We start from the raw sequence: 12,770 nt of genomic DNA, 5'->3' as shown, positions 1-12,770 counted from the left end.
CCCCCCTTGCACCCCATGCCGAGCCCCTCCAGGACGGACAGCACCGTCGGCGCATCCAGCGCACCGTCGGGCATGAGCACCTCGAAGACTCCGAACCCGGCGGCCTTCGTCCAGGACTCCCGGAACCATGCCTCCGCACCGACACCGATGCGGGGCACACCCAGCGACTGTCCGAACATCCTCGCCGCTTGCAGCTCCGGCGGCTCCGCGGGCAAAGCATTGCCATCCATGGTCTGGCTCCTGTCCTTGCTCGCGAGGAACTACGACGACGCCCCGGTGATGCGCGTGTTGAATTCCCGGACATGGCGAAGGCTCTCGGACAACAGCGCCTCGTTTGGGGCGTCCGGGGCCAGGGTGTCGCTCCGGCAGTGTTCATAGGCGCTCAAATCGAAGAGCCCATGACCGCTGATGTTGAGCAGGATGACCTTCGGCGGCGCGTCGCCCGGGTGCTTGCGCGCGAGGTCGAGCGCCCCCGCGATGGCGTGCGCCGACTCGGGCGCGGGAAGCAGGCCTTCGCACTCCGCGAAGAGGAGCCCCGCGGAGAGGGCTTCTCGCTGGGGCACCGCCATCGCGTCGAACCCCTTGTCCGCGAGCATCGCGCTCAGGAACGCCGACGTCCCGTGGTAGCGCAGCCCTCCGGCGAAAATGGGCGGGGCGATGTAGTTGCTTCCCAGCGTGTACATCCGGTTGATGGGTGTGGTGCCTGAGAAGTCGTTGATGTCGAGCGCGTAGAGGCCCCGGGTGAGTTTGGGGCACGCGGCAGGCTCCACCGCCAGCAGCCTCACGGAACGCTCCCGCTCACGCGCCGCGCGGAGGAAGGGCAGGCCAACCCCACCGAAGTTGCTGCCCGCCCCCATGCACGCAACGACATGGTCCGGGAACTCCCCCAGCGCGCCCATCTGCTCGACAGCCTCGCCGCCGATGAGCGTCTGGTGCAGCAGCACGCAGTTTTCTCCGCTCCCCACGGCGAACCGGACGCGCTTGCCACCATGCGCGACCTCCAAGGCCTCCCCGGTGGCGATGGCCAGGCTGCCCACGCGCTCCGGGTCCTTCTGAGTGGCCTTGCGACCGACCTCGGTGGCGTCGCTGGGGCTTTCGTGCACGGTGGCTCCGAACAGCTCCATCATCGCGCGGCGCTGCGGCTTCTGGCGCAGGCTGGCGCCCACCATGAACACCGTGCAGCGAAGACCAAACAGCTTGCACGCATAGGCCAGCGCGGTCCCCCACTGCCCCGCGCCCGTCCCCGTGACGAGTTCCTGGATGCCCGCCTTGGCGTAGTAGTAGGCCTGCGCCAGCGCCGAGTTGAGCTTGTGGCTCCCGGACACGTTGAGGCCCTCGTACTTGTAATAGATGCGAGCGTTGGCCCCCAGGCGGCGCTCCAGCTCCCGAGCGCGCCGCAGCGGCGTTGGCCGGTACTGCGAGTAGAGCTCCAGGAGCCGCTCCGGAATCTCATGGTACGGCTCGCTGATGCTGTTGGACTGCGTCACCAGGGAGAGCGGCTGTTGCGGCACCACACTCACGCGGCGGGTGCCCTGGGTGAGCAGGGCCACGCCCCTGGGAACGTCCTGCCCCGCGTACTGCGGAAAGTCGTAGAGGAAGTTGCACCATTGCTTCGGGATTGAAATCCCCTGGGTTTTCGACATGGCTTGCACACCTCGAAGCTGGGGCCGGACGGCAATGACTCACTTGCGGGTAATGCCCACCACGAAGCCCACCAGGTCGCCTACGGTGACGAGCTCGGCATCCAGCAGGTCCTCATCGTCGATGTCCAGCGACAGCTCTTTCTCCAACGTGGACAGGAGCTGGACGAACTGGAGCGAGCTGATGGCCAGGTCGGCGTACAGCTCCAGCGACTCGTTCAGGGCGCCCGTGTCCTTGAACAGGGGCAACACCTTCGCGAGCGCGGCGGAGACCACCTCGCGGGCCACCTGCTGTTCGTCCACCTCCAGCAGGTGGAACACCCCGAGCTGCTCCGCCAGCTTGCGCCGCGCCCCTACCGGGATTCGGGCGAGGTTGATGATGGGGCGCAGCTTCCCGGAGGGCTCGCGCTGGATGGTCTCCGCGCGGTGGGTGAGCACCTGGACCCCTTCGCCCAGGATGGACTTCAGCCTCGCGGTGGTTGCATCCAGGTTCGCGGGCTCGAACCCCACCCCAGGCAGGTACTGCATGACGTACCGCTCGGGGGACAGGCCAATGACGCGGTACTGGGCATGCGGGAGGGTGTCCTTGATGGCGCCCAGGATCTGGAACGTGGTGACCGAGCGGCCATCGGGTGGCTGGAGCATGTCGGCCTCCTTGCCCTCCAGTCCGTCCAGGGTGGCGCACACGAGTGTGCTCGTCACCGAGACGGGCTCTCGTGGACGCGCCACGTCTCCGATGTCGTAGCGAATCAGGGGCATGGTGTCATTCATCAGGTCCGTGACGACCAGCCGGGACAGCTCCCCCGTCCCCGCGAGGCCCTGCCCATCCCTCCGCAGGGTCTCCAGATGCAGGCGGTCGGATTCGACCTGCAGCAGCGCATCCTTCGCGGCCTGCCACGCCATGAAGCCGAACTCGTTGCTCGCGTAGATTTTCAGCGGCTCGCACTCCAGCGCCCGCCGGATGTCCGCCGCGCCTTCCAGGGAGAGGACCTCCGACGTCGTCCACACCTGCTGGACGGTGGGCAGCCGCAGGCCCTCCTCGTCCATCCAGCGGGCGAGCGCGGCGATGACACTCGCGAAGCCCATGAGGCTCTTGGGTTCGAGCTCCGCCAGTGCCGCATAGAGCTCCGAGGGCGGCAGCAGCGAGTTGACCGTGATGGCCTTGCTCGCGCCCTGTGCCTGCGGGGCCTCGGGAGGAGAGTCCGTGCCGTGTCGCTTCGCCTTCTTCGCCATGGCGGTGAAGCGCTGGGTGTGTTCCTTGAGCTCACGCACCTCCGTCCGCGCGGGCGTCCGAGGAGGTGGTGCTTCCCCCTGGGCGCCGTTGGCCGCCGGCTTCCGCGCATCTTGCGCGGTGCGGACCACGAAGTCCCACGGGAAGATGTACGTGAGCTTGCTCGCCTCGCTCGAGACGAGGTGCTGGTGGGGCCGTTGGAAGCGCCACTTGCGGAAGACGAAGACGCGGCTGTCCAGGAGCAGGGCAAAGGGCACGCCCGTGCTGCCACTGGTGGGCCGGCGGATCAACTCGGAGGAGGAGTAGCAGGGGTTGAGCAGGCGGGCCTCGCCTGCTGCCTGGAGCTGGGACTTGTTGACGATGGGGAGTTGCTGGAACCAGTCGAGGAAGCCCGCGCCGGACGGGACGGCGCCGAACGGGCTGTACAGCTCGCGGTAGAAGGGGACGTGCTCGATGGCGGAGAGGACCCGCTCCCGCAGCAGCTCCAGGGGAGACACCGGAAGATAGCCAATGGAGCCGCCCTCGATTTCTTGCATCGCGGCGGTCAGTGCAAGCTGGGTGTGGTGCATGGGTTTGAGTCCTTTGCGGAAGGCCTGGGAAAGGGACCGCACCGGCACGCGCGGCGCCGGTGCGGTCCGGGTTCATCTCGGGACGACTAGGCAGTCTCGGCTTTCCGCGCGGCCTGCTTCTTCGCGCCGAACTGACGGACCTGCGCGGTGCGCGCGAGGCCTTGCTTGCCGAGCACTCCCCCCGCCCCGGTCAGCGTGGCGCTCCGGGCGAGCTTGAAGCTCTTCCGCGCGCTGAACTGGCGCAACTGCATGGGCTTGGCGAGCGACACCTTGTTGTTCTCCGAGCCGCCCCCCTGGAGCCCGGTCAGCTTCGCGGCGAGCTGCTTCGTCGCCTTGAGCTGGCGCAACCGGCCCTGCTTGGGCGTCTTGGCCTCACCGCCCTGGGTGGAAGCAACGACCGCGGGAAGCGCCAGGCTGCTCTTCTCCCGAAGCTTGCGCACCTGCTTGGCACGCGCCACGCGGGGCTGCATCGCCCCTGTGCGGCCCGTCTGCTCGGTACCATTTCCGGACCTGTCATCATTGCGTCTACTCATGCTGCCTCCTTGCTGCTGGTGATACACTTTGAAATGAGCAAGGCAGACGGCCAGCATCCGGGCGGCCGCTCAGGCGCCGGCGACGATGGGTGTGTTTGCCTTGGTGGCGCGTGGCAGGGGCTTGTCTAGCGGAGTTGATTCCTGCCATCAAACCGCATTTCAGGGAAAACGTTTCCGAGGTGACGTGCTCCATGGATGGCCAATCCCTGGCATTTCAGGGCGGGACAACCCGGTGAGGGACCTTCGCTCGCCTCGCCAGCGTCAGGCTGTTTCCACGCGGCTTCCCTGCAAACGGGAAGAAAGCCAGTCACGGCATGGCAATGATAGACGCCATGGGTTGGGCTGGGCAGGACGACTCCTTGGGTGTCTGTCGCGGAGGATTTGACAAACACCGAGGGCAACCTGCCCCCGAGGGCATGAGTGTCCGCTGGTGTTCACATCCGCCCTTCGTGCCCCCGCGCCTCCCAAGAGGCCAGGGGCGCCTGGATGCGCTCGGGACTCCCTGAAGCAGGCAGGGCACCCGCACGATAGGTGATCGAAATCGTTGGGGGAGGGCCTGGGCCTGGGCAGGCATATGATAGCAGGTGGGGTTGGTTGCCCCTCGCCATGACCAGGACTGATGAGACAACCATGTCACAGAGGGTGAACGCACGGAGCAACCGCGGCAGGCGCTCATGGCGGAGGTGAACGCCCATCCGCGTGAGCCGGCTCCGTTGCCAACATCTTTTCGGGCGCATCGCCGTCTCCAGCGAAGTCAGCGCCCGGTGGGTGGTGACGGGAGTCACCAGGGCACGAACCCCCGTCACCAGGTCGCGCGGCTTCGGGCGGGGCCTTGCCTCCATTGGCGTCCCGCAACCGCTGGTATTGACAGGAACTCCGTCGTGGGCGCTGCCGGCGCAGTTCCTGGCCCGGGAGTTGCTGATGGGTTGAGCCAGCGTCCCCCGGTAAGCCCCCAACCCCATCGACGACAGGAATCCCTCCCATGAAAGGCATCAAGTTCGGCGGCTTCAAGAGTCCCTCCGTGCCCAAGAGCCCCTCTTCCTCCGCGAGCGGGACGAACAAGCCAAGCGCTCCTCCGCCGGTGGAGTCGAAGCCCACGTCCAAGCCGGGCCCCGTCAAGGACGGGTTCGACGCGCAGGGCAGCAAGGTGAACACGCCGCCCACGAAGCAGCCGGGCAAGGACGTCACCTCGTCGTTCGGTGCGAACCCGTTGGGCTACTCGGGGCAGAACGTCCTGAACGCCTACAACATGTTCCCGGGCGGCGCGCCCCAGGGTGTGGCCCTCCCCACCGCCCAGAAGCCCTTCGTCAACGCGAGTGACTCGAAGGTGACGCTCAATGCCCACCAGCATCAGGGCAACACGAACCTGTCTGTCTCGCCCGCTGGTGGTCAGGGCATCCCGGCGCACTACATGCACTACCTCTCCACGGGCGAGGGCAAGTTCGCGGGCATCCAGGGGGTGCCGCTGCATCCGCGTCCGGGCGAGCCGACCACGGTGGTGACGGGCGCGCTCAACGGTTGCGCCATTCATGCCCTGCACGACACGAAGGCCAACAACCTGTCCTTTCTCCACCACGCGGACTACTCGAGGAACGGCAAGGCGGAGCTGGACGGCTTCCTCTCGCAGCACCCGACTCTCAGGCCAGCGGGGAGCCTCACGCCCAGCGACTATTCGCACCCCACCGGCAAGCACGGCGACCCGACGGGCGCCACGCCCTTCATCCATTACTCCCAGGGGACCGACAACCGGCCGGGACAGTGGACCCTCGCCGGTCAGCTCAACGCCTTCAAGAATGGTGGCACCCCGGGGGGCCGCCCCGAGCTGATGCGCCCCACGGACCTCCAGGTGCCCTTCGTGCAGACCGTCCCGGTGGACGTGGCTTGAGTTTTCCGCGGCCGGGCCCGGAGATTTTCTCCAGGCCCGGCTTCAATGCTCAGTTGGACATACAGACCCACTTGTTGTGGGGAATGGCCTGGCAGAAACAATAACCCGGCGTGCCGTTGGCGAAGGTACAGCCAATCTCCCGGTCCGGGTTGCACCCCCTGCCCTGGAGGGACTCGCAGGTGGCGGCCTGCGCGGACACGTCCTGCTCGGGAAGGGCGCCGGTCTCGGTGCCCTCCGCGACTTCTGCTCCGCCACAACCCACGATGGAAACGAAAGCCGCGAGCGCCAGTACACGAAGAACCATGATGGAAACCCCGTTGCAATTGTAGCCCTCGAATCCAACTGCGGGCCCGGGGTTTGCGTCAAGCGCTACCCTGCTGACGCGTTGCGCCCATTGTCCACGAACTCGCAATCCCAGATGTGCCCCTCATCCTCTGTGGGCTGTCTTTGGGATGGGTGGACACCTGGGCGTGAGACGTGGCCTCGGATGCCCATGGAAAGACGAGATGCGGGTGGCCCGGGACTTCTACGCGCGTTCGGAGGCATGATGGGGGGGGGCAGGGTCGTCGCAGGGGGAGCGCGGGAATGTCGGAGTCGGTCGAGCTGAGGTGCCTCCGGTGTGGTGCTCCGGATGCGGGGAGCGTGGCGCGCTGTGTGTGCGGCGCCAGCCTCCGGGTCGACGTGGTGTTGCGAGACGCGGTGGCTGACGAGCGGACACGCTTCGCATTGGCCCGGGCCATCTCGCTGCTGGGGCCACCCGCGCCCTCGTTCTCCGAGGCGCGAAGCCTGCTCGCGACGGCGGGTGCTCCCCTGGCCCGTGGCGTCTTTCGCGCCTTCGCCGAGAAGCTCCTGGACGTGCTGCGCGCCCAGGGCGCCCGCGCGGACTTGCGGCCCTTCGTGGAGTCGGTGGTCCCCGCCCAGGAGTCCTCTCGCGGACTCCTGAGGGCGCTCGTGGGGGCCTGCATCCTGGTCGGGGTGCTGGGCGGCATCTGGGTGGCCCGCTCTCCTCGCTTCGAGCGCACGCGCTCGAATGTCCTGGCCCTCGCCACGGGTGAAGACCCGCCGAGCGAGGCAGCCCCCGTGCCCTCGGCCCTCTCCACCGCGGAGATTTCACGCCGCGCCGGCCCGAGCACGTTGACCCTGCGGTGTGGCAGCAAGACGGGCTCGGGCTTCTTCGTGGACTCCGAGCTGGTGCTGACCAACGAGCATGTGGTGTGTCCGCCAGGCAAGCTGATGACGGCGGTGCTCGCGGACGGGCGGGAGCTGCTTGGCGAGACGGTCGCCAGTGACGTGGACCTGGACCTCGCCACCGTCCGCGTCGTGGGCGCGAAGGCCGCACCGTTGCCGCTGGGGGACGTCACGCGCCTGGAGCCTGGAGACCCGCTGGTCTTCATCGGCAGCCCCAAGGGCCTGGACTTCACCGTGCACGAGGGGAAGGTGGGCTTCGTGGGCCGGCAGTACCTGGGCACCGGCTATGTGCAATTCAATGCTTCGGTGAATCCGGGCAACAGCGGCGGGCCCCTGTTGAATGGACGTGGCGAGGTGGTGGGCGTCGTCTCGATGAAAATCGAGAACGCGGATGGGCTGGGGCTGGCGCTGCCCATCGCCTACGCGAGCAAGCTCGTCTCCGTGCCCACCACGCCCGAGTCCACGGCGCGGTGGACGGAGCTGCTCGAGCGCGTGGCGCGCGACGAGGAGCGCGAGGTGCGGCGCTTCCAGGTGGACACCGAGCAGCAGGTGGTCCTCTCGGTGCAGCGGGTCGAAGGGTTGGGGCTCTTCGTGCTGGTCGTCGAGCGGTTCGATTCGCCCCCCACGGCCGTGAAGCGCCGCATGGAGCTGGAGACGGAGGGGAAGACGTGCACGCTGGACCTGGAGTTCGAGGACTGGCGGCCCCTGAGCCAGTCCCTGGCGGCGCAGGAGGACTCACGGCGGCTGCGCTGGTTCCTCTCGCGAGGCCTCACCCGGGGAATCCACATTGGCGGCGCGCGGCTGCCCGTCGAGACCTGTTCGCTGCCAGAAGTCGGCACGGCCTGGGTGAAGTCAGGGCAGGGAAGTGGTGAGAACCAGGAGCGCATCGAGGTGTCGCTCAAGGACGTGCGGGAGGCCCGTGAGACGTGGAGCCGGAACCCCACGGGCATCCAGCGCTGGGAGAAAGAGCGCTTCAAGCAGAGGTTGGCGGGGACTCGCTCACGGGAAGAGGAGGAGCGGTGGCGCTCGTCCTTCGTCAAGGCCCGGGCGCGTGTCGCCCGCTTCGAGGAGGAGCGCGCGCGTCTGCGCAAGGACGAGTCCTCCGGCAAGCCGGTGGTGAAGCGCCAATTGGAAGTCGAGGAGGAACTGAAGCTGGCGAACCAGCAGCTCGCCGAGCTCGAGCGCTACGCCGCGGAGAAGAGCGTTCCTCCGGAGTGGCGGCGGTAGGCTCTGGGCCTCGGGCTCCGCTTTCGCATCTGTCGCCGCGTCCGTGACAGGAGCGGGAACGAGGTTGGAGGGGACCGCTGGGGCTTTCGCGGCGGCCCTGGGATTTTTTGGGACGCCGCCCAGCCCATTCTGAAGCGCTTCACAGCCAGCCTGTGAAGCGCTTCACGGAGTCCGACGCAACCCTCTGAACTGCCGCGATGTGTGGCGTCCAGGGAGACCCTACGAGTTGCCCAGTCCACCTGTTGGATGCCCACCCTCAGTCGATGAGGACGTTGTCCTGGCAGTAGTTGTCGTTCAAAGACATGCCAAATAATGGCAGCGTGCCCGGCAGGTAGACGCCAGACTCACCGGCCGATGACCGACCGGTGTCGCGCGCATGGAGTCGATGTTCACTGAAGTGGAGCAGGCCCAGGTCGCTCCACCCTTGAATAAGGCGCCTTCCTCGCCGTCTGGTTCATGCATCTGGACCCAGCGCGGTCTGGCGCGATGGGGCCCGCCTGCGACGACCTCGGGCGGTGCACTCTCCGGCGCGAGGAGATCACGTGGATACGACGATTCGCAGCCGCACTCGAAGTGGCCTTTCCGCGCACACCAGAGCCTCTCTGCGCCACGGACTGCTTCTGGTGGCTTGGATGATTGGTGCCAGCTACCCGGCGCTCGTGCTGGCCAGAGACGGCGATTCCGGCTTCGCCATGTGCGTCAAGGCGGGTTACGTGGAACACGCCTGCGCCATGAACGGAACGCAGGCCTACGGCCGATGCGTCCAGAAGGGCTACCCGCCATACGCCTGCGAGCCGCAAAGCAAGATTGGCTATGCCATGTGTATCGAAGCGGGCTACCCGCCTTATGCATGCGCAACGGACGGGACACGTGCCTATGGCCAATGCATCGAAGCGGGCTCCCCGCCCTATGCATGCGAGGAGAGGATGTAGGCACCGAATCGAGGGGCAACGGCACTGCGTCTGCCCAGCCAGGTCTGGTTCGTTCGTCGATTCGCTGGCCGTGGGTGGCCCGCCAGGTGCGCCCGTTGTGCGGAACCCGTGGCGCCGACCCGACGCGCGGCCGCTGCCGGGAGATTTCCGGGGCGGGGGAAGGGGAGTGGGCCCTCCTGGATTCGAACCAGGGACCAATCGGTTATGAGCCGACAGCTCTAACCGCTGAGCTAAGGGCCCCCATGCATCAACGACCCGCGTGCACGCTGGCATATCGCCGCGCATGCGTTGCTGGCAAGCGCCACCCGCCCCTGGTTTGACGCTGCCTCCCGCGTCGGCGTGAGGCTTTGCGGCGCCCGTGTCAGCCCTTCCTCCTGGCGGTAGCGGCGACCTTCTTGCGAGCGGCCTTCGGTTTCGTGGCCGCCTCAGGTGTCTCGGCCACCTTCACCCGGAACACCTGTCCCCGCTGCTCCACCGTGACGCCCTCGGCGCGCAGGCGCTTCGCCTGCTCGCTCGCCACGGTGGTCGCCAGCGTCCCGCCCGACTTCGTGACACGCCACCACGGCACCTCCCGCCCTGGAGGCAGCGTCGCCATCTCGCGCCCCACGCCGCGCGCCGCGCCGGGCCGGCCCGCATACAGCGCCACCTGCGAGTACGAGCGCACCTGGCCTCGCGGAATCGCTCGCACCGCGCGCCACACCGCCTCGGAGAAGGGCGGACGCTTCGGCGGAGCCGAGGCCTCGGGTTCCGCTCGGGACTTCGTCCTGGACTTGGAGAGTGCCACGGCGCCCGACTCTAGAAACACGAAGGCCCCCGGTCCATGAAGGAGCGGGGGCCTCGCGCGCTTCCCGGGACGGCTCATGGTGGAGCCGTCAGGAAGGCGTCAGCTCTCCACGAACGAGCGCAGGCGCTTGGAGCGGCTGGGGTGACGCAGCTTGCGCAGCGCCTTGGCCTCAATCTGACGGATGCGCTCGCGCGTCACCTCGAAGTCCTGGCCCACCTCTTCCAGCGTGTGGTCGCTCTTCTCGCCAATGCCGAAGCGCATGCGGAGCACCTTCTCCTCGCGCGGCGTCAGCGTGGCCAGCACCTTGCGGGTCTGCTCCGCCAGGTTCATGTTGATGACCGCGTCCGCCGGCGACACGAGGCTCTTGTCCTCGATGAAGTCGCCCAGGTGGCTGTCCTCTTCCTCGCCAATGGGCGTCTCCAGGGAGATGGGCTCCTTGGCGATCTTCAGGACCTTGCGCACCTTGTCGAGCGGCAGCTCCATCTTCTCCGCGATCTCCTCCGGCGTCGGCTCGCGGCCAATCTCCTGCACCAGGTAGCGGCTGGTGCGGATGAGCTTGTTGATGGTCTCGATCATGTGCACCGGGATGCGGATGGTGCGGGCCTGGTCGGCGATGGCGCGGGTAATCGCCTGACGAATCCACCAGGTGGCGTAGGTCGAGAACTTGTAGCCGCGCTTGTACTCGAACTTGTCCACGGCCTTCATCAGGCCGATGTTGCCCTCCTGGATGAGGTCCAGGAACTGGAGGCCGCGGTTCGTGTACTTCTTCGCGATGGAGACCACGAGGCGCAGGTTCGCCTCCACCAGCTCGCTCTTGGCGCGCTCGGCGCGCTTCTCGCCCAGGCGGATGGCGTCGTAGTTGCGGCGCAGCGCATCCACGGGGAGGTTGGCCTCCTCCTCCACCTTCTTGATCTTCCGAACCGCCGTGCGCACGTCGCGGTCGAGGACCTCGAGCTGCTCGGGCGTGAGGTTGAGCTGCTTCTGCAGCTTCTTGCCGATGTTCGGATTCTCCCGCGACTCCTTCAGCTGCGGGCGCAGCTCCTTCATGGAGATGCCGTAGCGGCGCTCCAAGTCGCGAAGCTCGTCCTCGGCCTTCTCAACGCGCTCGATGAGCCCCTTGAGATTCACGACGATGCGGTCGACCTGCTTCTTGTTCAGCCGCATCTCCTCCAAGACCTCCATCATCTTGGTCCGGAGGTCCTTCATCTCCTGCTTGAGCTCCTTCTTGCGCACCTCGGTCAGCTTCTTCTTGGAGATGAGCTCCTCTTCCAAGACGTCGCAGTCCTTGGCGAACTTGCGGAAGCGCTCGATCTGCTTGCAGATCTGCTCAATCTTGTTGAGCTCGCTCTGCGCCAGCTGCGCCGGGGCGTCACCCTCGCCGACCTCCTCGGGAGCCTCCTCGGCGCCCTCGGCCTGGGCCTCCTCGGGCGCGTCCTTGATGACGTCGCGCACGCGCAGCTTGGCCGTCTTCAGCTTGTTGCCGATGTCGAGAATCTCCTCGACGGCGACCTTGCAGGCGAGCAGGGCGCGCAGCACTTCCTTCTCGCCCTCCTCGATGCGCTTGGCGATTTCGACCTCGCCCTCGCGCGTGAGCAGGCTGACGCTGCCCATCTTGCGCAGGTACAGGCGCACCGGGTCGTTCGACTTGCCACCCGGCTCGTCGTCTTCGTCCTTCTCATCCTCGTCGACGTCTTCCTTCTCCTCCTCGACGGTGACGGTGGGCTTGATCTCGTTGTTCTGAGCAGCCTTCTGCGCATCGACAATCTCGATGTCGTTGTCGCCGAACATGCTCATCACGTCGTCGATTTGATCGGACGACACGATGTCGGCGGGCAGCGCGTCATTCACCTCGTCGTAGGTGAGGAAGCCCTTCTCTCGCCCCTGGGCGAGCAGGTCCTTCACTTCCTTGCGCTCGGCGACGGGGTCCTCCTCGACGTCGTCCTCGACGGCGTCCGGGTCCACCTCGACGGCGGCGGCGGCTTCTTCAGCGGCCTCCTCGGGGTCCACGTCCGCGGAGACGACGCCCTTCTTCTTCTTCTTCGTCTCGACCTCGGCGGGCGCCTCCTTGGCCTCCAGGGGCTCCTGCTCCTCGGTCCCAGCCTTCACCCCAGCACCCTTCGCCGCGGGACTGTCCGGTGCCTTCTTCTTGCGGATCACCGGATCCACCTTCTTCTTGGTGGGCTTCACGGACGCCTTCGAGGGCTTCTGCGTCGGCATTCGGGTACTTCTCCTTAAGAAATTCAGGGGCTTGAGGCCTGGGGCGAGCCGGCCGATCTACCGCAAAGTCAGGGTTTCTTACAAACGCGAAGTCAAACCGGTTGCATGGGCGCCTTTGTTCCCGGGGAAGCGGGCTTGAGCTCCTCCAGGACACGCTTCTTGAGCGCCAGCAGTTCCACGCGCTCCGACAACAGTTGCCGCGTCTCTTCCGTGAGGTCGAACGCTCCCGGCGTCTGCTCTGTCGCGCGCTTTATATAAGTGAGCCGCTCATCGATGCGCCGCACCATGATTTCCCGACAGATGGCGAAGAAGGCGTGCTCCAGCTCCTGTCCTTCCGAGGGGAGCTGGCGCCAGGACGTCTCGATGGCGCGTTTCACGGACTCAGGAGCCTCGAAGAGCGCGTCCTGCGCGCCCTGGCCCGACGTGGCATGCGCGAGCGCCATGCGCAGTCCCATGTGGGACAGCTCGTCACAGACACGAAAGACATCCCTGTCGAGCAGGCGAGGGTCCCTCAGCACGGTGGCCACATAGAGCGCCTCCATGGGCGGGGGCGGCTTCTCGGGG

At 66.9% G+C, this 12,770-nt stretch carries 10 protein-coding genes, 1 tRNA gene and 1 pseudogene; 3 read left to right on the top strand and 9 right to left on the bottom strand.

The genetic code is table 11. From position 1 onward, the window contains the following. The 4 genes from HUW62_RS40465 to HUW62_RS40450 all read right to left on the bottom strand — a co-directional run. Positions 1–230: hypothetical protein (locus tag HUW62_RS40465; RefSeq protein WP_176437463.1), on the bottom strand; the 230-nt coding region annotated here is incomplete at its 3' end. Between the two features lie 30 nt (positions 231–260). Then, entirely contained in the window at positions 261–1,643 is a 1,383-nt protein-coding gene (locus tag HUW62_RS40460) for a TrpB-like pyridoxal phosphate-dependent enzyme (protein WP_163861697.1), read from the bottom strand. A gap of 39 nt (positions 1,644–1,682) precedes the next feature. Next, the gene (locus HUW62_RS40455) at positions 1,683–3,440 is read right to left on the bottom strand and encodes a phosphopantetheine-binding protein (RefSeq protein WP_176437462.1); all 1,758 of its coding nucleotides are present in this window, start codon (positions 3,438–3,440) and stop codon (positions 1,683–1,685) included. Between the two features lie 86 nt (positions 3,441–3,526). Next, positions 3,527–3,973: a hypothetical protein gene (locus tag HUW62_RS40450; RefSeq protein WP_176437461.1), complete on the bottom strand. Its 447-nt coding sequence runs from the start codon at positions 3,971–3,973 to the stop codon at positions 3,527–3,529. A 982-nt stretch (positions 3,974–4,955) separates the two neighbouring features. Between HUW62_RS40450 and HUW62_RS40445 the strand changes: the two genes are divergently transcribed. Beyond that, the gene (locus HUW62_RS40445; protein WP_163861706.1) at positions 4,956–5,858 is read left to right on the top strand and encodes a hypothetical protein; all 903 of its coding nucleotides are present in this window, start codon (positions 4,956–4,958) and stop codon (positions 5,856–5,858) included. Positions 5,859–5,907: 49 nt separating this feature from the next. Here HUW62_RS40445 and HUW62_RS40440 read toward each other — a convergent pair whose 3' ends face one another. Beyond that, positions 5,908–6,162 carry a hypothetical protein gene (locus HUW62_RS40440; protein WP_163861709.1) on the bottom strand — a complete coding sequence of 85 codons (255 nt, stop codon included), beginning with the start codon at positions 6,160–6,162 and terminating at the stop codon, positions 5,908–5,910. A gap of 281 nt (positions 6,163–6,443) precedes the next feature. Here HUW62_RS40440 and HUW62_RS40435 point away from each other — a divergent pair, with 281 nt between their 5' ends. Beyond that, complete coding sequence (locus HUW62_RS40435) at positions 6,444–8,273, top strand: S1C family serine protease (RefSeq protein WP_163861711.1); 1,830 nt, start codon at positions 6,444–6,446, stop codon at positions 8,271–8,273. 542 nt (positions 8,274–8,815) lie between these two features. Continuing rightward, the gene (locus HUW62_RS40430; protein WP_163861714.1) at positions 8,816–9,205 is read left to right on the top strand and encodes a hypothetical protein; all 390 of its coding nucleotides are present in this window, start codon (positions 8,816–8,818) and stop codon (positions 9,203–9,205) included. A gap of 167 nt (positions 9,206–9,372) precedes the next feature. Here HUW62_RS40430 and HUW62_RS40425 read toward each other — a convergent pair. From HUW62_RS40425 to HUW62_RS40410, 4 genes and pseudogenes are all read right to left on the bottom strand, one after another. After that, positions 9,373–9,445: transfer RNA gene (locus tag HUW62_RS40425), tRNA-Ile, on the bottom strand. 121 nt (positions 9,446–9,566) lie between these two features. Next, complete coding sequence (locus HUW62_RS40420; RefSeq protein ID WP_176437460.1) at positions 9,567–9,989, bottom strand: MGMT family protein; 423 nt, start codon at positions 9,987–9,989, stop codon at positions 9,567–9,569. Positions 9,990–10,088: 99 nt separating this feature from the next. Beyond that, a complete protein-coding gene (gene rpoD, locus HUW62_RS40415; protein WP_141644122.1) occupies positions 10,089–12,206 on the bottom strand; it encodes an RNA polymerase sigma factor RpoD in 2,118 nt (705 codons plus the stop codon). Between the two features lie 92 nt (positions 12,207–12,298). Continuing rightward, positions 12,299–12,770, bottom strand: a pseudogene (locus tag HUW62_RS40410) (DNA primase); the annotation flags it as partial.

The organism is Myxococcus sp. AM011 (assembly GCF_013372595.1).
GTDB lineage: Bacteria > Myxococcota > Myxococcia > Myxococcales > Myxococcaceae > Myxococcus > Myxococcus eversor.
Note: the sequence above shows the minus strand (reverse complement) of the source record. Positions and strands in the feature narration are given on the sequence as shown.

Coding starts and splice junctions, on each gene's coding strand:
- HUW62_RS40460 (WP_163861697.1), bottom strand. CDS start 1,643: ATGTCGAAAACCCAGGGGATTTCAATCCCGAAGCAATGGTGCAACTTC.
- HUW62_RS40455 (WP_176437462.1), bottom strand. CDS start 3,440: ATGCACCACACCCAGCTTGCACTGACCGCCGCGATGCAAGAAATCGAG.
- HUW62_RS40450 (WP_176437461.1), bottom strand. CDS start 3,973: ATGAGTAGACGCAATGATGACAGGTCCGGAAATGGTACCGAGCAGACG.
- HUW62_RS40445 (WP_163861706.1), top strand. CDS start 4,956: ATGAAAGGCATCAAGTTCGGCGGCTTCAAGAGTCCCTCCGTGCCCAAG.
- HUW62_RS40440 (WP_163861709.1), bottom strand. CDS start 6,162: ATGGTTCTTCGTGTACTGGCGCTCGCGGCTTTCGTTTCCATCGTGGGT.
- HUW62_RS40435 (WP_163861711.1), top strand. CDS start 6,444: ATGTCGGAGTCGGTCGAGCTGAGGTGCCTCCGGTGTGGTGCTCCGGAT.
- rpoD (WP_141644122.1), bottom strand. CDS start 12,206: ATGCCGACGCAGAAGCCCTCGAAGGCGTCCGTGAAGCCCACCAAGAAG.